Origin of the sequence: Pseudidiomarina piscicola, from assembly GCF_902806985.1 — a bacterium.
Lineage (GTDB): Bacteria > Pseudomonadota > Gammaproteobacteria > Enterobacterales > Alteromonadaceae > Pseudidiomarina > Pseudidiomarina piscicola.
The window spans coordinates 958534-980074 of sequence record NZ_CADCXY010000001.1 but is presented as its reverse complement, the minus strand read 5'-3'; the positions used below and the strand labels follow the sequence as shown (position 1 = coordinate 980074).

25 protein-coding genes and 3 tRNA genes are annotated in these 21541 nt (G+C 49.0%); 26 read left to right on the top strand and 2 right to left on the bottom strand.

Going from position 1 to position 21541, the window contains the following annotated elements:
* Positions 1 to 326 precede the first annotated feature (326 nt).
* From rpsJ to PSI9734_RS04705, 20 genes are all read left to right on the top strand, one after another.
* Positions 327 to 638, top strand: a complete 312-nt coding sequence (gene rpsJ, locus PSI9734_RS04800) for a 30S ribosomal protein S10 (protein ID WP_053954198.1) — start codon at positions 327 to 329, stop codon at positions 636 to 638.
* A gap of 38 nt (positions 639 to 676) precedes the next feature.
* Positions 677 to 1321 carry a 50S ribosomal protein L3 gene (gene rplC / locus PSI9734_RS04795; RefSeq protein WP_173919938.1) on the top strand — a complete coding sequence of 215 codons (645 nt, stop codon included), beginning with the start codon at positions 677 to 679 and terminating at the stop codon, positions 1319 to 1321.
* Between the two features lie 18 nt (positions 1322 to 1339).
* Entirely contained in the window at positions 1340 to 1945 is a 606-nt protein-coding gene (rplD, locus tag PSI9734_RS04790) for a 50S ribosomal protein L4 (RefSeq protein WP_173919937.1), read from the top strand.
* Entirely contained in the window at positions 1942 to 2244 is a 303-nt protein-coding gene (gene rplW / locus PSI9734_RS04785) for a 50S ribosomal protein L23 (RefSeq protein WP_173919936.1), read from the top strand. Before rplD ends, rplW begins: the two co-directional genes overlap by 4 nt.
* Positions 2245 to 2258: 14 nt before the next feature.
* Positions 2259 to 3083, top strand: coding sequence for a 50S ribosomal protein L2 (gene rplB, locus PSI9734_RS04780; RefSeq protein WP_173919935.1), 825 nt, complete (start codon positions 2259 to 2261; stop codon positions 3081 to 3083).
* A gap of 16 nt (positions 3084 to 3099) precedes the next feature.
* Complete coding sequence (gene rpsS / locus PSI9734_RS04775) at positions 3100 to 3378, top strand: 30S ribosomal protein S19 (protein WP_173919934.1); 279 nt, start codon at positions 3100 to 3102, stop codon at positions 3376 to 3378.
* 12 nt (positions 3379 to 3390) lie between these two features.
* Positions 3391 to 3723 (top strand): 50S ribosomal protein L22, encoded by a 333-nt coding sequence (gene rplV, locus PSI9734_RS04770; RefSeq protein ID WP_126769551.1) that lies wholly within the window; start codon positions 3391 to 3393, stop codon positions 3721 to 3723.
* 10 nt (positions 3724 to 3733) lie between these two features.
* Positions 3734 to 4420 (top strand): 30S ribosomal protein S3, encoded by a 687-nt coding sequence (rpsC, locus tag PSI9734_RS04765; RefSeq protein ID WP_173919933.1) that lies wholly within the window; start codon positions 3734 to 3736, stop codon positions 4418 to 4420.
* 11 nt (positions 4421 to 4431) lie between these two features.
* Positions 4432 to 4845, top strand: a complete 414-nt coding sequence (gene rplP, locus PSI9734_RS04760; RefSeq protein WP_126762622.1) for a 50S ribosomal protein L16 — start codon at positions 4432 to 4434, stop codon at positions 4843 to 4845.
* Positions 4845 to 5036 (top strand): 50S ribosomal protein L29, encoded by a 192-nt coding sequence (gene rpmC / locus PSI9734_RS04755; RefSeq protein WP_173919932.1) that lies wholly within the window; start codon positions 4845 to 4847, stop codon positions 5034 to 5036. The genes rplP and rpmC overlap by 1 nt, the downstream gene beginning before the upstream one ends.
* Positions 5036 to 5299, top strand: a complete 264-nt coding sequence (rpsQ, locus tag PSI9734_RS04750) for a 30S ribosomal protein S17 (RefSeq protein WP_126762619.1) — start codon at positions 5036 to 5038, stop codon at positions 5297 to 5299. Before rpmC ends, rpsQ begins: the two co-directional genes overlap by 1 nt.
* 127 nt (positions 5300 to 5426) lie before the next feature.
* Positions 5427 to 7394 (top strand): BCCT family transporter, encoded by a 1968-nt coding sequence (locus PSI9734_RS04745; protein WP_173919931.1) that lies wholly within the window; start codon positions 5427 to 5429, stop codon positions 7392 to 7394.
* Positions 7395 to 7405: 11 nt separating this feature from the next.
* The gene (locus tag PSI9734_RS04740; protein ID WP_246194726.1) at positions 7406 to 8815 is read left to right on the top strand and encodes a porin; all 1410 of its coding nucleotides are present in this window, start codon (positions 7406 to 7408) and stop codon (positions 8813 to 8815) included.
* A 120-nt stretch (positions 8816 to 8935) separates the two neighbouring features.
* The gene (locus tag PSI9734_RS04735; protein ID WP_173919930.1) at positions 8936 to 10957 is read left to right on the top strand and encodes an NADPH-dependent 2,4-dienoyl-CoA reductase; all 2022 of its coding nucleotides are present in this window, start codon (positions 8936 to 8938) and stop codon (positions 10955 to 10957) included.
* Positions 10954 to 11787: a PHP domain-containing protein gene (locus tag PSI9734_RS04730; RefSeq protein ID WP_173919929.1), complete on the top strand. Its 834-nt coding sequence runs from the start codon at positions 10954 to 10956 to the stop codon at positions 11785 to 11787. The genes PSI9734_RS04735 and PSI9734_RS04730 overlap by 4 nt, the downstream gene beginning before the upstream one ends.
* 23 nt (positions 11788 to 11810) lie before the next feature.
* On the top strand, positions 11811 to 12440 hold the full coding sequence (locus PSI9734_RS04725) for an L-threonylcarbamoyladenylate synthase (RefSeq protein WP_173919928.1): 630 nt from the start codon (positions 11811 to 11813) through the stop codon (positions 12438 to 12440).
* Between the two features lie 2 nt (positions 12441 to 12442).
* A complete protein-coding gene (locus PSI9734_RS04720) occupies positions 12443 to 13273 on the top strand; it encodes a segregation and condensation protein A (protein WP_173919927.1) in 831 nt (276 codons plus the stop codon).
* Positions 13254 to 13856 (top strand): SMC-Scp complex subunit ScpB, encoded by a 603-nt coding sequence (gene scpB / locus PSI9734_RS04715; protein WP_173919926.1) that lies wholly within the window; start codon positions 13254 to 13256, stop codon positions 13854 to 13856. Before PSI9734_RS04720 ends, scpB begins: the two co-directional genes overlap by 20 nt.
* A complete protein-coding gene (gene rluB, locus PSI9734_RS04710; RefSeq protein ID WP_173919925.1) occupies positions 13853 to 14707 on the top strand; it encodes a 23S rRNA pseudouridine(2605) synthase RluB in 855 nt (284 codons plus the stop codon). The genes scpB and rluB overlap by 4 nt, the downstream gene beginning before the upstream one ends.
* The gene (locus PSI9734_RS04705) at positions 14704 to 15729 is read left to right on the top strand and encodes an agmatine deiminase family protein (protein ID WP_173919924.1); all 1026 of its coding nucleotides are present in this window, start codon (positions 14704 to 14706) and stop codon (positions 15727 to 15729) included. Before rluB ends, PSI9734_RS04705 begins: the two co-directional genes overlap by 4 nt.
* On the opposite strand, the gene PSI9734_RS04700 is transcribed toward PSI9734_RS04705, so the two are convergent.
* Positions 15721 to 16434, bottom strand: a complete 714-nt coding sequence (locus PSI9734_RS04700; protein ID WP_173919923.1) for an SIMPL domain-containing protein — start codon at positions 16432 to 16434, stop codon at positions 15721 to 15723. The genes PSI9734_RS04705 and PSI9734_RS04700 overlap by 9 nt on opposite strands.
* Positions 16435 to 16510: 76 nt before the next feature.
* Here PSI9734_RS04700 and PSI9734_RS04695 point away from each other — a divergent pair, with 76 nt between their 5' ends.
* Complete coding sequence (locus PSI9734_RS04695) at positions 16511 to 16981, top strand: regulatory protein RecX (RefSeq protein WP_173919922.1); 471 nt, start codon at positions 16511 to 16513, stop codon at positions 16979 to 16981.
* Position 16982: 1 nt separating this feature from the next.
* Here the strand turns inward: PSI9734_RS04695 and PSI9734_RS04690 are convergent, their stop codons facing one another.
* Complete coding sequence (locus tag PSI9734_RS04690; RefSeq protein WP_173919921.1) at positions 16983 to 17876, bottom strand: pepsin/retropepsin-like aspartic protease family protein; 894 nt, start codon at positions 17874 to 17876, stop codon at positions 16983 to 16985.
* Positions 17877 to 18071: 195 nt separating this feature from the next.
* On the opposite strand from PSI9734_RS04690, the gene alaS reads away from it, so the two are divergent.
* The 5 genes from alaS (at position 18072) to PSI9734_RS04665 (ending at position 21522) form a co-directional block, all read left to right on the top strand.
* Positions 18072 to 20678 carry an alanine--tRNA ligase gene (gene alaS / locus PSI9734_RS04685; RefSeq protein ID WP_173919920.1) on the top strand — a complete coding sequence of 869 codons (2607 nt, stop codon included), beginning with the start codon at positions 18072 to 18074 and terminating at the stop codon, positions 20676 to 20678.
* Between the two features lie 185 nt (positions 20679 to 20863).
* Positions 20864 to 21058, top strand: a complete 195-nt coding sequence (gene csrA / locus PSI9734_RS04680) for a carbon storage regulator CsrA (RefSeq protein WP_173919919.1) — start codon at positions 20864 to 20866, stop codon at positions 21056 to 21058.
* A gap of 178 nt (positions 21059 to 21236) precedes the next feature.
* A tRNA-Ser gene (locus PSI9734_RS04675) sits at positions 21237 to 21329 on the top strand.
* A gap of 12 nt (positions 21330 to 21341) precedes the next feature.
* Positions 21342 to 21418, top strand: a tRNA-Arg gene (locus tag PSI9734_RS04670).
* A 27-nt stretch (positions 21419 to 21445) separates the two neighbouring features.
* Positions 21446 to 21522 (top strand) — tRNA-Arg (locus PSI9734_RS04665).
* The last annotated feature ends 19 nt before the right edge of the window (positions 21523 to 21541 follow it).

Sequence of the window (21541 nt, the reverse complement as noted above, 5' to 3'; positions counted from 1 at the left end):
CGAACATCGAACATCGAACATCGAACATCGAACATCGAACATCGAACATCGAACATCGAACATCGAACATCGAACATCGAACATCGAACATCGAACATCGCCCTTGCTTTTGCCTCACTTCTCTGTATAATTCGCCGCCACGGTTGTTAATCCCTTCGGGGCTTTTTAGGTAAGTAAACAATCGGTAGTTGGTTGCCACAGCAATCCCGATAGGGGATTGAATGGAATTTTCGTTGAAAATACCTCGCCCGGTATGCTGCCAGGGTGTAGGTTTTTTTCTGTGCTCTTTTTTAAATGCTCTTTATTATTTGAGGCTTTGATTTTTTATGGCTAATCAAAGAATTCGGATTCGACTGAAAGCGTTCGATCACCGTCTGATAGACCAGTCGACTGCAGAGATTGTCGAAACTGCAAAACGCACTGGTGCTCAGGTACGTGGTCCAATCCCTCTGCCTACGCGCAAAGAACGTTTCACCGTGTTGACTTCACCACACGTGAACAAAGATGCGCGTGACCAGTACGAGATCCGTACCCACAAACGTTTGATCGACATCATGGACCCAACTGATAAGACTGTAGATGCGCTTATGCGTCTTGATCTTGCAGCTGGCGTTGATGTTCAGATTAGCTTGGGTTAATCGGGCAGTAATAGGATTACACACGAGAGGTTTTAACAATGGCTATTGGTCTAGTCGGTCGTAAAGTCGGAATGACACGTGTCTTCCAAGAAGACGGCGCTTCTGTACCTGTTACTGTGATTGAAGTGACTGCAAACCGTGTGACTCAGGTTAAAACTGAGGAAACGGACGGCTATCGTGCGCTTCAAGTTACAACAGGTGACAAAAAAGCGAACCGCGTAAACAAACCAGCTGCTGGCCACTTCGCGAAAGCGGGTGTAGAAGCAGGTCGTGGTCTCTGGGAATTTCGCCTAGAAGACAACGAAGGTGAAGATTTCGCAGTAGGTTCTGAAATCACCGTAGATATTTTTGCGGACACCAAAAAAGTAGACGTTACCGGTATCTCTAAAGGTAAAGGTTTCCAAGGTGCTGTTAAGCGCTGGAATTTCCGTACTCAGGACGCTACCCATGGTAACTCGTTAGCACACCGTGCTCCGGGTTCTATCGGTCAAAACCAGTCTCCTGGTAAGGTATTCAAAGGTAAGAAAATGGCAGGTCAGATGGGTAACAAACAAATTACCGTACAGACTCTTGAAGTTGTACGCGTAGACGCTGAGCGTGGTTTGTTGCTTATTCGCGGCGCTGTCCCTGGTGCTACTGGCGGTGATGTTGTCATCAAGCCAGCAGTCAAGGCTAAGGCGTAACGTCCGAGGAGAATGGTGATGGAATTAACATTTAAAGACGCAAAAGGCGCTCTTGAGGTTTCCGAAGCTACTTTTGGACGTGAGTTCAACGAAGCTTTGATTCATCAGGTTGTCGTCGCTTATGCTGCTGGTGCTCGTCAGGGCTCTAAAGCGCAAAAGACGCGTTCTGAAGTTTCTGGCGGCGGCAAAAAGCCGTGGCGCCAAAAGGGAACTGGCCGTGCTCGTGCGGGTACAGCTAGCAGCCCAATCTGGCGTAGTGGTGGTGCGACTTTCGCAGCTAAACCACAAAACCACGCTCAGAAAGTAAATAAAAAGATGTACCGCGGTGCAATGAAAAGCATCTTGTCTGAACTGGTTCGTCAGGACCGTTTAGTCGTGGTAGAGAGCTTTGGTGTTGAAGCACCAAAGACTAAGCAATTGTCAGCCAAACTGAAAGAAATGGATTTGACCGACGTGCTTATCGTGACCAAAGAACTTGATGAAAACTTGTTCTTAGCATCACGCAACCTGCATAAGGTTGATGCACGCGACGTTCAAGGCGTTGACCCAGTTAGCTTGATTGCTTTCGAAAAAGTTCTTATGACTGCGGACGCAGTGAAGCAACTTGAGGAGGTATTATCATGATGCGTGAAGAACGTTTACTTACAGTGATTATCGCCCCTCATGTTTCTGAGAAATCAACAGTTGCGGCTGAGTCTGCAAATACCGTTGTTTTCAAAGTTGCAACCGATGCAAACAAGTCTGAAATCAAAGCAGCAGTTGAAAAACTGTTCGAGGTTGAAGTTGAACGCGTTCGTACAGTCAACGTGAAAGGCAAAACCAAACGTTCTGGTATGCGCTTTGGTAAGCGTAGTGACTGGAAAAAAGCGTATGTCACCCTTAAAGAAGGTGCTGACATCGATTTTGTCGGCGGCGCTGAGTAATAGGAGGAATTCACATGGCATTAGTTAAGTGTAAGCCTACGTCTCCGGGTCGTCGCCACGTTGTTAAAGTGGTTAACGAAGACCTGTACAAAGGTAAACCTTACGCGCCGTTGCTGGACAAAAACAGCAAACACGGTGGTCGTAACAACAATGGTCGTATTACAGTTCGTCACATCGGCGGTGGTCACAAGCATCACTACCGTATGGTCGACTTTAAACGCGACAAAGACGGTATCCCTGCGAAAATTGAGCGTTTGGAATATGATCCAAACCGTTCAGCAAACATCGCATTGGTTCTGTATGCAGACGGTGAACGTCGCTACATTCTTGCTCCAAAAGGCATGAAAGCTGGTGATAAAGTTCAGTCTGGTTCAGACGCACCGATCAAGCCGGGTAATACATTACCACTGCGTAACATTCCAGTAGGTTCTGTAGTACACGCAATCGAAATGAAGCCTGGTAAAGGCGCTCAGATGGCTCGTTCAGCTGGCGCATACGTACAGGTTTTGGCTCGCGATGGCGGTTACGTATCTTTACGTCTGCGTTCTGGCGAAGTTCGCCGGATTCAGTCGGAATGTCGTGCAACCATCGGTGAAGTCGGCAACGCAGAACACATGCTGCGTCAATTGGGTAAAGCTGGTGCAACGCGCTGGCGTGGTGTTCGTCCAACCGTTCGCGGTGTGGCGATGAACCCAGTTGATCACCCACACGGTGGTGGTGAAGGTCGTACTTCAGGTGGTCGTCATCCGGTTACTCCTTGGGGTACACCGACTAAGGGTTATAAGACCCGTAAGAACAAGCGTACTGATAAATTCATCGTACGTCGTCGCAACAAATAAGAGTTGAGGATTAAACATGCCACGTTCTCTTAAAAAAGGTCCATTTATTGACCTTCACCTGCTAAATAAGGTGGAGAAAGCGTTGGAAGCCGGGGACAAAAAGCCAATTAAAACTTGGTCCCGTCGTTCAATGATTATCCCTGATATGATCGGCCTAACAATTGCTGTTCATAACGGTCGCCAGCACGTACCAGTCTTCGTCTCTGACGAAATGGTTGGTCACAAGCTAGGTGAATTTGCACCAACCCGTACTTATCGCGGCCACGCTGCTGATAAGAAAGCGAAGAAACGGTAAGGGAGACACAAGATGGAAGCTATTGCTATTCACAAGTTCGCCCGCCTATCTGCGCAGAAAGGCCGGTTGGTTGCTGACCAAATTCGCGGTTTGCCAGTTGCGAAAGCACTGGATGTTTTGAACTACAGCCCTAAAGACGCAGCTGGTCTGCTGAAAAAGGTGTTGGAGTCAGCTATCGCGAATGCTGAACACAACGAAGGAGCCGACATCGACGAGCTTAAAGTTGCAAAAGTAATGGTAGACGAAGGTCCAACCATGAAACGCATCAAGCCTCGTGCGAAAGGTCGTGCTGATCGTATCTTTAAGCGTACCAGCCACATTACTGTGGTTGTATCAGATAGCTAGGAGATAAATTATGGGTCAGAAAGTACATCCTAATGGTATTCGCCTAGGTATCACCAAACCATGGAATGCAACCTGGTTCGCGAATACAAAAGATTTTGCCGATAACCTGCACAGTGATCACCAGGTTCGCGAATTACTGCGTAACAAACTGAGCAACGCTTCAGTTTCACGCATCGTAATCGAGCGTCCTGCGAAAAGCATCCGTGTCACCATTCATACTGCACGCCCAGGCGTGGTCATCGGTAAGAAAGGTGAAGATGTTGAGAAGCTGCGTCAAGCAGTTTCAAAATTGACTGGCGTGCCAGCTCAAATCAACATCTCAGAAGTGCGCAAGCCTGAATTGGACGCACAACTGGTTGCTGAAAACATTACTGGTCAGCTAGAACGTCGTGTAATGTTCCGTCGCGCTATGAAGCGTGCGGTACAAAACGCAATGCGTCTTGGCGCCAAGGGTATCAAAGTGGAAGTAAGCGGTCGTTTAGGCGGTGCAGAAATTGCCCGTACTGAATGGTACCGTGAAGGTCGCGTACCGTTGCACACACTGCGTGCAGATATCGATTACGCAACTGCTGAAGCAAATACCACTTACGGCATCATCGGTGTGAAAGTTTGGGTTTTCCGTGGTGAAGTACTGGGCGGTATGCCAGTCGAAGAGAAGCCACAAGCTCCAACCAAGCGCCCTAAAGGCCGTAAGTAAGGAGATACTAAATGTTACAACCAAAGCGTACTAAATTCCGTAAGGTCCACAAGGGCCGCAACCGTGGTATGGCGCAAGCAGGTAACAAAGTTAGCTTCGGTACTTTCGGTTTGAAAGCTGTTGACCGTGGTCGTATGACTGCGCGTCAAATCGAAGCGGCTCGTCGTGCCATGACACGCCACGTTAAACGTCAGGGTAAAATTTGGATTCGCGTATTCCCTGATAAGCCAATTACTCAGAAACCTCTTGAAGTGCGGATGGGTAAAGGTAAAGGTAACGTGGAATACTGGGTAGCTCAAATTCAGCCAGGACGTGTCCTGTATGAAATCGACGGTGTTTCGGAAGAGCTGGCGCGTGAAGCGTTCACTCTTGCGGCACGTAAGCTGCCATTCAAAACCATCTTTGTATCTCGGACGGTGATGTGATGAAAGCTAACGAACTTAATGATAAAACCGTTGAGCAGCTGCAAGAAGAATTGCTGGGTTTGCGTCGCGAGCAGTTTAATCTGCGTATGCAATCAGCGACTGGTCAGCTGAATCAAACTCACATGTTGAAGCAAGTGCGTCGTGATATCGCACGTGTGAAGACTATTCTGAATCAGAAGGCAGGTGCGTAATGGCTGAAGAAAAACGTGTTCGTACTCTGCAGGGTCGTGTAATTAGCGATAAGATGGACAAGTCTATCACTGTTGCTATTGAGCGTCGGGTTAAACACCCTGTATACGGTAAGTACATTTCTCGTACTACTAAATTACATGCACACGACGAAGACAACTCGTGCAAAACTGGCGATACCGTGATTATTCGCGAAACTCGTCCAGTATCTAAGACTAAGTCTTGGGCACTTGTTGAAATTGTAGAGCGTGCAGAAGTTATCTAATCGTTAGATAATTGATGTGATTATAAAAGGCTTCCACTTAGGAAGCCTTTTTTTTGATCCAAATTCGCATCTTGCGCATAACTCTCTATAATTAATGGAAATAAAAAAACCAAAAGGAGTAAGACGTATGGCATCTTCCGATAAAGCGCGTCTCAATCCGCCTGTGTTTTATAGTGCAGCTGGGTTGATCTTTATCATTCTTCTTTTCACGGCGATATTTCCCGAGGGAGCCAACAGTCTTTTTCAATCTGTTCAATCGTCAATTCTCACCAACCTAAGTTGGTTCTATGTGATGGCCGTCGCCATCATCCTGCTGTCCGTTGTTTATCTTGGATTCTCGCAGTTTGGCACCATAAAGTTAGGTCCCGACCATGCGTCGCCGGACTATTCCAAGCTCACCTGGTTTTCAATGTTGTTCTCTGCCGGTATGGGCATCGGCTTGATGTTCTTCGGTGTTGCAGAACCCGTGATGCACTTCATGGCACCACCGGTGATTGAGTCGGGCACTACCGAAGCCGCACGAGAGGCGATGAAGATTACCTTCTTCCATTGGGGCCTTCATGCTTGGGCTATTTACGCCATCGTTGCACTGATTTTAGCTTTCTTTGCCTATCGACATGGGCTACCACTGACGCTGCGTTCTGCGCTTTACCCGATGATCGGTGACCGTATTTATGGGCCGATAGGGCATGTGGTAGACGTGTTTGCGGTCATTGGTACCGTGTTCGGTGTGGCAACTTCGCTAGGTTACGGGGTAGCACAAATTAACTCCGGGCTTGGCTATTTGTTCGATATTCCGGTAAGTAACTTAGTGCAAGTTATGCTTATCGTGGGTGTAACCTTGCTGGCAATTATATCGGTGACTACCGGCTTGGATAAAGGCATCCGCCGCTTATCAGAATTAAATATGGGGCTGGCCGTACTGTTATTGTTGTTTGTGTTATTGGCTGGGCCGACGGTGTTCTTGTTACAAGCGTTTGTACAAAATACCGGCTCTTACGTTTCGGAGTTAGTCAGCAATACCTTTAACTTATTTGCCTACGAGAAGACCGACTGGATTGGTGGTTGGACAGTTTTCTATTGGGGCTGGTGGTTAAGTTGGGCACCTTTTGTTGGCCTTTTCATCGCACGTGTTTCGCGTGGTCGTACCATCCGTGAGTTTGTTGCCGGTGTGCTATTAGTACCCGCAGGTTTCACCCTCATGTGGATGACGTTCTTTGGTAACTCAGCCATTGATATGATTCTGAACGAAGGAGCCACAGAGTTAGCCGAAATCGTACAAGAGGACGTTTCGGTGGCACTGTTTGCCTTCTTAGAACAATTCCCCTTCAGTTCATTTTTGTCTGGCTTAGCTACGGTTATGGTGATCGTATTCTTCGTTACCTCGTCCGACTCCGGTTCCATGGTCGTTGATATGCTGTGTTCAAACGGTCGTGATGATACACCGGTATGGCAGAGAATTTTCTGGGCCAGCGGTGAAGGCGCAGTGGCAATCGTATTGCTGTTAGCGGGTGGTTTAGGTGCACTGCAAACCATGACAATCGCTAGTGCCTTGCCGTTTACCATTATTCTGATGATAGCAACCTACGGGCTGATTAAGGCGCTCAGGGTTGATATTCATAAGCGCGAAGCGTTACAGAATAATTACTTGACCAATACCGCGATGAGTAATAAGAGCTGGCGTGAACGCTTGCACAACATTATCGATTTCCCAAGTAAGCAAGTGGGTCAACGATTCTTACAACAGGTTGTGCAGCCCGCGTTCGACGAGGTTTCGAAAGAAATGGGCGAAAGCGGTTTAACGGTGAAAATCGACACTGACCATGGCGAACAAGCGGTGTTTAGAGTGGTGCATGGTGACGAGATAGACTTTGTCTACCAAGTTAACTTGGTCAGCCATATTCAACCGGCGTTTATCCACGCTGATGCGGATCCAAGCAGTGTCGCTGAAGAACAGAAATACTATCGCGCCGAGGTGCACCTACGTGAAGGCGGCCAAGATTACGACATTCTTGGGTGGTCGCGTGATGCAGTGATCGGTGATGTCATTGACCATTACCATAAGCACATGCATTTCTTGCATGTTTTACGGTAAGGAGAACTCTAATGAAAAAACAGATAGTAGCTATGTGTGTAAGCGCTGTCTTAGCTGCACCTGCCTTAGCGCAGGTGCAGCAAGGGGGCGAAGTATCCGCGGCGCAAATGCAAGAAGTGTTGCAACAAATGCAACGACTGCAAGACCGTGTGGAAGAGTTAGAAGCCCGGCTTGCGGGCCAACAGCAAGTTGAGAAAGAAGTTGAAGAAGAAGTCGAAGTTGTGGCGAACGCTGAGCAGCAAGAGCAAAGTGATGGCCCTCGTGCTGAAGCGGTTGCACCGCGGAAAAGAATCAACAGCAATACTGCGTTAGCGGCACGCGTCGAGCGCTTAGAAGAGGATGTTGAGAGCGCCGAAAATGCGCCGATTTCAATCGGTGGTGCGGTGCGAGCTCAATATGTATGGGAAGACTACAACGACGGTAACAAAGACCGTGTTGGCGACTTTGATTTCGACCTGCTTCGGTTAGACTACAGCGGTTCAATCGGCGATGTTATTTTGTCGGCGCAGTATCGTTGGTTCCAATACATGGAGTCGGTTCAGCATGCGTGGGTCGGTTATAACTTTAATGAAAACTGGCAGGGCCAAGTGGGGATTACTAAAGTCCCCTTTGGTATAACGCCCTACAATTCCAACAGCTACTTCTTTAGCTCGAACTTCTATGTTGGCTTAGAAGACGACCATGATGCCGGAGTTAAGCTTCGTTATCGTGATCCCGAGTGGGACTTTGATATCGCCTTCTTCAAAAATGATGAGCAAGGTGGTGTTGATGGTTTTGTCAGTAATCGCGAAGACCGCTATGCCTATGACCCGTTGGGAGTTAGGTTAGCTGGTGAAGGCATTTACGATACACCTAACGTAGCAGTAGGTGAGTCAAATAGTTTTGCCGCGCGTGTCGCACGCAAATATGCGTTGGACGACGGACAAAGCTTTGAGTGGGGCTTGTCGGGTCAGTTCGGCAAAATGAATGACGGCACCGATGATGTTGGCGATCGCAGCGCGGTTGCGGTGCATGGTGTCTATTCAGTCGATCGCTGGACCTTTATGGGACAAGTTAGTCAATACGACTATGACATGGATATGGCGAACAACGGTATCGTGGTGGGGGCCTATGCCTTTTATGACACGATTCCTAGCAAAGCGACGCTGTATACGGCAAACATTGCTTATAGTATGCCAGTACAATTTGGGCCGGTATCTAATCTTACGTTCTACAACGATTACAGTTTAATGACTGATAAGCGTGGCGGCGGAGAAGATACGGTGATGAACGTACTTGGTGTTGCTGTCTCTGCCGGCGGACTCTATACCTACTTTGATTTGGTTACGGCGAAAAACCAACCTTTCATTGGCGGTACGATGGCAGGTAATGCAACGGACTATAATACGCGTTTCAACATTAATATTGGCTATTACTTCTAGCTAATAGTCGACGAGATACGCGCTTAAAGAATTCACCGCTTGGCGACCTTGGTACTTGCCGCCAAGCGGTGAAATAAGTACAGTGATATAATTCAAACAACCGTTTAAGTTGAGGTCACTGTGGCACATTCCTACCCGTATCTTTTAGAACCTTTAGATTTAGGTTTTACCAAGCTTAAAAACCGAGTCCTCATGGGCTCTATGCACACTGGCTTAGAAGAAGAGAAGCAGGGCTTCGAAAAACTAGCTGCATTCTATGAAGCCCGCGCAAAAGGTGGGGTTGGACTGATTGTTACGGGTGGTATTAGCCCTAACTTTCGAGGTCGCGTACAGCCATTCGGTTCTGAATTAAGCCGCCCATGGCATGTCGCCAAGCATAAAAAAATCACCTCGGCGGTGCATCGCCATGATACCAAGATTTGTTTGCAGATTTTGCATACCGGTCGTTATGCCTATCACCCCTTTTCGGTGGCGCCGAGTAAACTCAAAGCGCCTATTTCTCCTTTTACGCCGAAAGCTATGTCTGAACGACAAATTCTCACCACCATCAAGCACTTTGCCCGGTGTGCAACGTTAGCGCAAAAAGCAGGCTACGATGGCGTTGAGGTGATGGGCTCAGAAGGCTATTTAATCAACCAGTTTTTATGCCCGAGAACAAACAAGCGCACCGACCGCTGGGGCGGTTCGTTCGAAAACCGTTCGCGCTTTGCTCTTGCCATTATGCGGGCCGTTCGCGAGGCCGTTGGCCCTGACTTTATTATTATTTACCGCCTATCAATGCTGGACCTTGTACCTGAGGGACATGAGTACGATGAAGTCATCGAGTTGGCCAAGGGCATCGAACAAGCGGGGGCAACCTTAATTAATAGCGGTATTGGCTGGCACGAGGCACGCGTACCAACCATTGTTACCTCAGTTCCGCGTGGGGCGTTTAGCTGGATCACTGCACGAGTGAAACAAGAACTATCGATACCGATTGTCGCGGTGAATCGCATAAACACCCCGGAAATTGCTGAGCAAATACTTGCCAAAGACGAAGCTGATATGGTTTCCATGGCACGCCCTTTACTTGCTGATGCAAACTTTGTAGTGAAAGCCGAAGCGCAACAAGCCGATCGAATTAATACCTGTATCGCTTGTAACCAAGCCTGTCTTGATCACGTATTTGAGAACAAACGCGCCAGTTGTTTGGTGAACCCGCAAGCGTGCTATGAAACCGAGCTTGTAATGCAGCCGACCCGCCAGAAAAAACGCATCGCGGTGGTGGGTGCCGGCCCTGCTGGCTTAGCTTTTAGTAGCTATGCGGCAGAGCGCGGACATGAAGTACATTTATTTGATGCCAAAAACGAAATAGGCGGGCAATTCAACTATGCGAAGCAAATACCAGGCAAAGAAGAGTTTTATGAAACCCTGCGCTATTTTAACAACCAACTCAAGGCTACCGGTGTGACCTTACACCTAGGGCAACAGCAAACGGCCGCCAGCTTGTTAGCTGAGCAGTTTGACGAAGTGGTTTTGGCGACCGGCGTGGTACCGCGCAAAGTTGATATTGAGGGCATTGATCACCCTAAAGTGATGGGCTATATCGATGTATTGCGAGACCATAAAGCCGTGGGCAATAAGGTTGCGCTGATTGGTGCAGGAGGTATCGGTTTCGACGTCGCAGAATACCTTACGACTGAAGCATCACCGACCCTTAATGCCGATGAGTGGGCGGAGATTTGGGGAGTTGATAAAGACTATCATGAGCGCGGTGGTTTGATGCAGGGTAAGCCCGAAACGACGTCACGCGAGGTGTGGTTATTGCAACGTAAAACCAGCAAAGTGGGGAAAGGTTTAGGTAAGACGTCGGGCTGGGTTCACCGCGCGACGTTGAAGAAGAAAGGTGTGCATATGGTTGCCGGCGTCACCTATCAGCGTATTACCGATGAGGGCTTATGGATCGAGGTCGATGGTGAACAGAAGTTACTCGAAGTCGACACCATTGTGACCTGTGCAGGGCAATTGCCGTTGCGCGAGTTGCACGATGAACTAGAATCTGCCGGCCAGTCGGTGCACTTAATCGGTGGTGCTGATGTCGCCGCAGAGTTAGATGCCAAGCGCGCGATTCGGCAAGGCGCTGAACTGGCGGCAGAACTATGAGCACACTTTACGATTTGCATTGCCATAGCCACTTTTCCGATGGCGAGCTGGCGCCCGAGGAACTGGTACAACGCGCCGCTGCGCATGGCGTGACTCACTTAGCGTTGACCGACCATGATACCGTTGCCGGGTTGGCTGATGCGGAAGCTGCGATCACTACCCATGAACTTGATATTGAGCTGATTAATGGCGTAGAAATCACCTGTAGCTGGCAGAATTTCGAAATTCACTTGGTCGGCTTAAACGTCGATCCACATCATCCAGCTTTGCTGGAGTTACTAGCGAGCCAACAGCAACTTCGTCATGAGCGTTACCAGTATATGTTAAGTAAGTTACACAAGGCGGGTATTGAAGTAACACCGCCGCTATCGGCAGATCTCACCATGCCAACCCGGAAACATCTAGCAGAAGCGCTTGTTGAACAAGGGTGGGTGAAAGACTTTGATAGTGCTTTCAAGCGTTATCTAGGCAAGGGACAACAGGCATACTGTGCGACCGAATGGTGTGATTTTGCACAGGCGATTGATGCCGTTCACGCCGCGGGAGGCTCTGCTGTATTGGCCCATCCACATGCCTACCAATTGAGTAATAAGTGGTTGCGGAAATTACTTCGAGAAGCCAAAAGTGACGGCCTTGACGGTGTTGAAGTCGCCATTAGTCAGCAGAGCCCCGGACAACGTTTGGCGTTAGCTACGATGGCTAAAGAGCTAGGTTTGGCCGCCTCGGTAGGGTCGGATTTTCATGGTCCGCGACCGTGGCGTGAACTGGGCAAAAATCTTTGTTTACCTCCCGACACTGTGCCAATATGGCAAAATTGGCAAGCAACATAACTAATTAAGGTAGTCGAGTAACTATGAGTCAGTATTTCACGATCCATCCAGAGAATCCGCAGCCACGGCTTATTCAGCAAGCGGTGCAGCATGTTATGCAAGGTGGAGTGCTGGTTTATCCAACGGACTCAGGGTATGCCATTGGCTGTCGCATAGGTGATAAAAATGCGATGGAGCGTATTTGTCGTATCAGAGAAATCGATAAAGATCATCACTTTACGCTTATGTGTCGCGATTTATCGGAGCTTTCAGTTTATGCGCGAGTCGATAATACCGCGTTTCGCTTGTTAAAAAATAATACCCCAGGCCAGTACACCTTTATTTTGAAGGCGACGAAAGAAGTTCCTAAACGCCTGCTAAACCCTAAGCGCAAAACAATCGGCATACGGGTTTCTGACGATCCAATAACGATGGCGTTACTCGAAGTTTTAGGTGAGCCACTCATGTCGACCAGTTTAATTCTTGGCGATAACGAGTTTGCGGAGTCTGATCCCTATGAAGTGCGTGAGCAGTTAGAGCGTCAAGTCGATGTGATTATTGATGGCGAACATCGTGGCGAAGCACCGACAACTATCGTTGATTTAGCCGACGACGTAGTGAAACTTATGCGGGTCGGAGCAGGGGACCCCACACCTTTTGAGCAACTTGGCTAACGATGGCAACTTCCAGTTCACCACCTGAGCAACAGTCACTACCTTTGGGCTTTGTGCGTGGCGAGCCAGTTATCGATAAGCCGGAAGACCTTTATATTCCACCTGATGCACTGGAGCTTATTTTAGAAAGCTTTTCCGGGCCAATGGATCTGCTGCTTTACCTGATCCGCCGGCAAAAGCTCGACATTGTCGATTTACCCATATTGCCGATCACCAAACAGTATATGGAGTACGTCGAAATGATGAAAGAAATGAAGCTCGAGCTGGCCGCTGATTACTTAGTAATGGCGGCGATGTTGGCTGAAATAAAGAGTCGTATGTTATTACCCAAGCCCCCCCAAGAAGACGACGATGAAGTAGACCCTCGTGCCGAATTAGTGCGGCGGCTACAAGAGTATGAGGCGATTAGGGCCGGCGCAAGCCACCTTGATGAAATGCCTCAAGCTGAGCGAGACTTAGTGGTGGTGCACGCTGATACCGACGCCAAAAGTTTGGTGCAACATCAGCTGCCGGAAATTGCCTTGGCTGAGCTGGCGGTGGCGTTCAGCCAAGCAATGGCGCAAGCTGAATTACAGCATCACCACCAAGTACAACGTGAACGTTTGTCGACGCGTGAACGCATGAGTCGTATTCTAGACTTACTGCAAACAACTCAGCGACTGCGATTCGCCGAGTTGTTTGAGCCAGCAGAAGGCAAGCAGGGTGTGGTCGTTAGTTTCTTGGCAATTTTAGAGCTGGTGAAAGAAGCATTGGTCGATGTGGTTCAGGTTGATGCGTTTTCCGAAATACATATAACTAATCGTGAACAGGTTTATGCAGAATCAACAGATTAAGCAGCTTATTGAAGCCTTACTCTTCGTCGCTGAGACGCCGTTGTCGGTGGCTCAACTAACGGACTACTTATTGGAGCATGGTATCGACGCAACCCGAAAAACCGTGCGTGAAGTCGTTGATGAACTTGCACAGGATTATCAAGAGCGTGGTGTGCAATTACAGCAGGTTGCATCGGGCTACAGATTTCAGACGCGAGCTGAATTAGGTGGTATAATCGCCAACTTATGGCAAGAGAAGCCACCGCGATATTCCCAGGCATTGCTGGAAACCCTTGCCTTGATTGCGTATCGGCAACCGATTACCCGTGGTGATATCGAAGAGATCCGCGGGGTCAGTGTTAGCTCGCAAATTATGAAGAACTTACAAGAGCGCGGTTGGGTAAAAGTTGTTGGGCATAGAGAAGTTCCTGGGCGTCCACAATTGTATGCCACCACAAACGAGTTCTTAGATTATTTTAACCTGAAAGACCTAGCTGAGTTACCTGCTATTCCAGAGCCACCGCCAAAGGCATCGAATACAGGGCCGGTTACTCAAGAACAGAACGCTGAGACAGCGACCGATGAGAGTGAAAGCGCCCCATGAGTGAAAAGTTACAAAAAGTATTAGCCCGTTCTGGACACGGTTCACGCCGTGAGTTAGAAGCCAAAATTGCCGCCGGGCGAGTCAGTATCAATGGTAAAATCGCCACCTTAGGCGAACGTATTGATGCCGATGTAAAAGTTCGAATAGACGGCCATGAAGTATTAATTAAGCCCCCAGAAGATGTTGTTTGCCGAGTGCTGATGTACCACAAGCCCGAAGGCGAAATGTGTACGCGCAAAGATCCAGAAGGTCGGCCCACGGTTTATGATCGTTTACCACGGGTACAGGGCTCGCGTTGGGTCGCGGTAGGTCGTCTCGACGTGAACACCTCGGGCTTATTGCTATTCACTACCGATGGCGAGTTAGCCAATCGGCTAATGCACCCCGGGCATCAAATTGAGCGTGAGTATGCGGTGCGTGTGTTTGGCGAAGTCGATGATGCGATGCTACGAAAATTGAAAAAGGGTGTGCAGTTGGAAGACGGTCCAGCATCTTTTAAAGAGATTAAGCGTGGTGGTGGCGAAGGCATGAATCAATGGTATCGCGTCGTGCTTACCGAGGGCCGTAATCGCGAAGTGCGCCGTTTGTGGGAGTCGCAAGGTGTTACTGTAAGTCGTTTAATGCGCGTGCGTTATGGCAACATTAAGCTTGAACAAGGTTTACCCCAAAGCGGTTGGGGCGAATTACCACTTGAGCAAATCAATTATTTGCGCGAATTGGTAGGCCTAACCCCCGAAGATCGTAGCTTTATTGATCCTCGACGGAAGGAAACACGGCAGAAACGCTACGCGCGGGCGCGTCGGAGCCAGGCAAAACGTCTACAAGAAGCGAAACAACGTACGCGAAAATGAAACTTCTTGCCGGTTGGCAACATCAGGGGCCACTACTTGCGTTGTGGCCCTATCGTAACGATGTATGGCGCGCAAATGCGTTTTTTGTTCAGCAACGTTTGCTACAAATGTTGGCCGCAATCACCCCTTTTCACCCCGTTAAGCTAGGTATTCACCCACCACAGATTAATACGGCTCTGCGCATGATTCCTAAGGCCTTGGAATGGTTTCCAATCGCCTATGATGATGCATGGGCACGAGATATCGCGCCCTTAATAGTGCACGACAGCAAAGCTTATTCAGCGGTTGGTGCAAGGTTTGATGGCTGGCAGGGGGTACACCAAAGCTACGCACGAGATCAGCGCTTCGCGGCGTCGTTGGCAGCGCGAATGAATAGTCCGTTTAGTGCCTTACCGGTGGTGTTTGAGGGCGGAATGCTGAGTCATGATGGCAATGGAACGGCCTTGGTGCATGCCCACAGCTTAAAAAAACGTAATCCAACGATGAGGCTGATGCAACTGCAGCGACTCTTGCAAGAGCGGTTGCAACTGCAACGAATTATCTGGATCCACTCACCGTTAGCCGCAGATGAAACTGGCGGCCATGTTGATAACCAAATTCAATTTATTGGTCAAGACACTATTGTTGCCGCCGCGAGTGTGCACGATAACGCTTGGAACCAAGAGCTCGAAGCCTTACAGCAGCAACCGTGGGCAGCAGAGTATCGCTGGCTTATGTTACCGCCAACCACGACCTACAAAGAAGACCCCGCGCTTTATCACGATATCCGTCAACATGCTGGCGCTTTAACGCGAGGGCAGCGTCCCGTGCTGCGTAGCTACGTGAATCTGATCTCTTTGCCCAATGTGCTGGTGTTACCGCAATTCTCCCAAGCCAGTGATTTAGATGCATTAAGGGTGTTACAGCAAGGTGTACCAACGCGCACGGTGGTACCTGTCGACGGTCGGGAGTTTGTACGCGGAGGTGGCGGGCCTCACTGCCTCACCACCGAAATCATTGACCGAAGACTAGCCTTAATTTGACGGTTTTAATTGATATACCACGTTAACGTGAGCCTCAACCGCTTGCTCACCAGGTAAACTCTCGGCACCACTGTCCATCGCTGCTTGTGGCACACGGTAGCGTACGGTAGGAGCTTGATTTGAGCCCTCATGGATCGATTGCACTGCGATAATCTCCGTTGCTGCGGTGGCGGCCATTTGCTCGGCCTTTGAGCGCGCCACGGTCAGCGCTTTTTGTAGGGCCTGCTGATAAAGTTGTTTGGCGTTACTGAGGCTTAGTTGCGGTGGGTCCACGCGCTGTACACCATTAGCTAGGGCAAACTGTATAAACGGACTATGTTGCTCTGGATCGACAAAGTCGATGATCAATCGGCGTGATACTTGATAACCTATGAGCTTTTGCTCACCGTTGTCATAGCGATTTTGCGGGTACACGCGTAACGCATAAGATTGAATTTTGCTATCGTCGACGCCTTGTTTGCGTAGGTAGTCGATAAGTTTCGTGGTAATCGAATCAACTTTGGTTTTCAACGAAGGAATGTCCATTCCCATTCGCTCTACGGTCAAGCTAAGTTGCAGGCGGTCGGGTACTGCGGTGACCGAAGCACTGCCGCTGACCGCTATTGTAGCTGGCTGCTGGGTAGATGTTGGAGGCCCAGCCGAGCGCTGACAACCAACTAGCGTTAGTGTACTAAGTACAACAATTACAGGGATTAGACGTCGCATAATTAAGTCCTTTTTTCTCAACAGATACAAGCTGAGAGTGTAAACTGGCGAAAAAATTCCATTGCTGGAGTAGTTTATGAGTGAGGATGATCAACAACAAGCTGACGAAGTCTGTGTTCGTCTGTTAGGGCGCCGTGAGCATAGTGCCCATGAACTGAAGCAAAAGTTGTGTCAACGAGGGTTTAGCGACGCAGTCATCAAGCAAGCGTTAGCTACGGCTCAAGAGCATGGCTGGCAGTCAGATGAACGTTTTGCCGAGATCTGGTTGCGGCAACAACTTGCTAGTGGTAACGGTTGGATGAAAATAAAAGCGGCTGCCGGGGTTAAAGGTATTAATGCCGAGCTGTTAATTGAATTGGTAGAGCGTGCTGACCCCGATTGGGTTGAGCTTTGTTACGACAAGCTACAACGTAAATTTGGTCAGCAGCCACCGGCGACGCGTCAAGAACGCGATAAAATAATGCGCCACTTACAAAACCGTGGTTTTCGATTCGGTGAAATCAAGGCTGCGTTGGATCGCCAACAGCAGCCTGACGAGTCGATTTAGATTATGGCGCGTGGATGTGACCGCGGCCATTTTTATAGTCAATGGTGAGGATGAAGTGCTTAAGCACGTCGTAGCCAATGAGGCCGTCGACTTTAACGCCACGGACACGTGAGTTAAGTTGCGAGCGGTTTTTGCCAAAGTCAGCGCGTACGCCAGCTTTGGGTACCGTAACGCGTATGTCTTCCAACAAGTAGGGGCCAAACTCAAATAACGGCAAGATAAAAGATTCAACTTCTGCGATAGTATTGACGCCGCGTGAGCGCCCCTTTTCTGTTGTAAAGCTCTCCAGCCAGCCATGCTCTTCCGCAATTTCACGTTGCAAGTAAAGCCCAGTTGAGGCGCCAGTATCAAGAATCATCCAAGCTTCAACTTCATCGTTCAGGTTCACATTGACAATAGGTTGGCCGTAATCGCGACGCGAACGCATGGGAATGTTTTTAACTTCCAACAAATCGATAGAGTCATGATCGATCAGCCGTAACTGGCTATTCGGATAATCAAACTGGAATACAAACTTATCTAGCACTGGCGCGCCAATAATAAGCGCAATTTGGTGCTCGGCGAAATCACCGGCAACGTAGTCCAATTCTAGGTTCTGACCAAACATTTCGGTCGGCACATCACGGAACATATCGCGCTCACTCTTTTCATGGACACCTTGGACTAAAATGGTGCCACGGAGCTTTTCTAAGTTGAGCTGATGATGATCAATGAAGTTTTGGTTAATAAGGTTAACCGAGGCGCCTGAGTCCATAATGGCGTAACTATCGATGCCATTGACCTTTACTTCGACGAGAACTTGCCCGTTACGATGTTCGAAGGGAATCCAATCGGAAACACCGGCGGTAGCGGTGAAAGACATGAGAATTAAAATAAAATAAAGTACTGAGCGCACAGGAAAGTCCTTTTTTAGATAGATAAAAGTTCCAGCAGAGTTGGCAAAACTACCTTGTTTTAAAGATTTGTCAACAATGGAAACAAAGTCGTGGCTTCCATCATGCAGACTAGTCGAGGGGCTGCATTCATGGTAGTCTTTCGCGCTAAATAAGCATTTAATTTCATCCGAATAAGCAGCAGTAGGAAAGTGTTCATGAGTATGACCAGCGCGGAAATCCGTGAAGCGTTTTTGTCTTATTTTGCCGACCGTGGCCACCAACGTGTGGCGTCGGCATCATTGATTCCCGGTAACGACCCTACCTTGTTATTTACCAATGCGGGAATGGTGCCGTTCAAGGACGTTTTTCTTGGCGACGAGCAGCGCGGTTATCAACGCGCGACGTCGGCGCAGCGCTGCTTACGAGCCGGTGGTAAACATAACGACTTGGAAAACGTCGGCTACACCGCTCGCCACCATACTTTTTTTGAAATGCTGGGCAATTTTAGTTTTGGCGATTACTTTAAGCGCGAGGCGATTCAGTACGCTTGGAACTTTCTTACAGAAGAGCTGAAGCTACCTAAAGAAAAGCTTTGGGTGACAGTGTTCACCGAGGATGATGAAGCCTACGCGATTTGGGCAAATGAAATAGGCGTGCCGGAAGACCGCATTTCGCGTATCGGCGAAAAAGATAATTTCTGGGCGATGGGCGACACCGGTCCTTGTGGTCCATGTTCTGAAGTGTTCTACGACCATGGCGCTGATGTGTGGGGCGGCCCACCGGGAACCCCAGAAGAAGACGGCGATCGTTACATTGAGATCTGGAATTTGGTCTTCATGCAATACAACCGCCAAGCCGATGGAACATTAGAGCCGTTGCCTAAACCATCGGTAGATACCGGTATGGGCTTAGAGCGTATTGCGGCCATTTTGCAAAACGTACATAGCAACTATGACATTGACCTATTCCAAGCGTTGATCAAAGCAGCAGCGGAGCTGGTCCAAACCGACGACTTAGAAAGCAAGTCGCTACGCGTCATTGCTGATCATATTCGCTCGTGTAGCTTTTTGGTGGTCGACGGTGTTCAACCGTCGAACGAGGGGCGTGGTTATGTGTTGCGTCGAATCATTCGCCGCGCGGTGAGACACGGCAATATGCTTGGTGCGAAAGGGCCGTTTTTCCATAAACTAGTGGCGGAGCTGATTCGTCAAATGGGAACAGCCTACCCCGAGCTTAAAGCAAAAGAAAAAGTTATTAGCGATGCACTGTTGCGTGAAGAAGAACAGTTTGGCAAGACACTCGAGCGGGGCTTAGCGATTCTGAACGACGCGCTAGACGAGCTTAAAGGTGACGTGATTCCAGGCGAAGTGGTGTTTAAGCTGTATGACACCTACGGTTTCCCATTAGACCTAACCGCAGATATTGCTCGTGAAAAAGCTTTAACTGTTGATGCAGAAGGCTTCGAACAGGCGATGGAAGCTCAGCGTAAACGTGCTCAGCAGGCGTCGCAGTTTGGTGTCGACTATAACCAGGGTTTGAAATCAGCCCAGCAAAGTGAGTTCACCGGCTATACCGATGTGTCAGGTACCAGCAAGGTGGTCGAGCTATTCAGTAACGGTGAGCAAGTAACCCAACTGGCGGCAGGGCAGCACGGCGTCGTGGTACTTTCCCACACACCTTTTTATGCCGAAAGCGGTGGTCAAATAGGGGATAGTGGCAGGTTTGTGACTGCCGACGGCGCTTCGCTGTTTGCGGTTGAAGATACGCAATATATAGGTAAAGCGATTGCCCATCATGGCCGCACTGAAGGCCAACTTTCGGTCGGCGATGAAGTGAAGGTCGAAATCGATGATCAGCGCCGCGCAGAGATAAAGCGTAATCACTCTTCGACCCACCTTTTACATGCCGCCTTGCGTAATGTTTTGGGCGAGCATGTAACGCAAAAGGGAAGCTTGGTGACCGCTGAGCGACTACGTTTTGATTTCTCGCACTTCGCTGCAGTAAGCGCAGCTGAAATGGATGCGATAGAACGTGAAGTCAATCAACAGATTGCTGCGAACCACGAACTTACCACCGGCGTTATGCCCATAGACGAAGCAAAGAAAGCTGGCGCTATGGCTCTGTTTGGTGAAAAGTATGATGATGATGTGCGGGTGGTGCGTATGGGCGACTACTCGATGGAATTGTGCGGTGGTACCCATGTGCAACGTACCGGAGATATCGGCTCGTTTCGTCTAGTGAGTGAAGCCGGTATTGCCTCAGGCGTTCGCCGTATCGAAGCCGTGAGCGGCGCTGCGGCGGTAAGCTATACCCAACAACAGCAACAACTGCTGCGCGACGCTGCAGGGCTGTTGAAGTCCGAGGTAAGCCAATTACCACAGCGTTTGCAGCAGTTCTTAGAGAAAAGCAAAGGCATGGAACGGACTATCAATGACTTGCAGCAGCAACTGGCGGCGCAAGCAGGCGGCAGTTTGATCGAACAAGCGGTCGATATTGCCGGACATAAAGTGATCTTGGCGCAGCTCGATAACGTAGAAAGTAAAGCATTGCGAGGCATGGTTGACGACCTTAAGAATCAACTAGGCAGTGGTATCGTGGTGCTAGCGGTTGCGAGTGATAGCAAGGTAAGTCTGATTGTTGGCGTAACCAAAGATTTAACCAGCAAGGTAAAGGCCGGTGATGTGGTCAATGTTGCAGCCGTTGAAGTTGGCGGTAAGGGCGGTGGTCGTCCCGACATGGCGCAAGCGGGTGGCTCGGATAGCAGTAAAATGAGCCAAGCTTTGACGGCTGCGCAGCAGCGCATTGAGGAATTATTGCGATAAGTTGTTGATTAGATGACGTCGGTTTAATGAATCAAACTGTCATGGTTCTAAATTCCTTGCTAGAATGAAAGTTGCATGACATCCGGTGAGGATTCGTGCAATCTGATGAGAATAATTCAGGCTGGTCGTGTGGTGTTTTCTCATGGATGCCCGCACAAACAAATAGTAGGGAAGGAGCAGGTATAATGTTGATCTTAACCCGTCGCGTGGGTGAGACCTTAATGATTGGAGATGAGGTCACGGTCACGGTATTGGGTGTCAAAGGGAATCAAGTGCGCATAGGTGTTAATGCGCCCAAAGATGTCTCAGTACACCGCGAAGAAATTTATATGCGAATTCAGGCGGAGAATGAAGACAAACCTGAGTCGTCTGACGACTAAATTGCGACAAAAAGCTGATGCGGTGTCATCAGCTTTTTTGATCTATAAGCTGTCAAAATGACGAGTTCTGTGGGAATTTTATGCGAGATGTCTAAAAATCCCACAAACGAACGCTTAATTGGAAAAAATCGTTTGACATTATTTTCAGTGTCGCTAGAATTCATCGCCACAAGTAAGCGGTGAGGTGGCCGAGAGGCTGAAGGCGCTCCCCTGCTAAGGGAGTATAGGGTTTGTAGCCCTATCGAGGGTTCGAATCCCTCCCTCACCGCCATTTGTTTGCAACGCGCTCGTAGCTCAACTGGATAGAGTACCTGGCTACGAACCAGGCGGTTGGAGGTTCGAGTCCTCCCGAGCGCGCCATTTGCAAACAATCGAAGACTATACGACGCGCTCGTAGCTCAACTGGATAGAGTACCTGGCTACGAACCAGGCGGTTGGAGGTTCGAGTCCTCCCGAGCGCGCCATTTCCTAGATTTATACCTC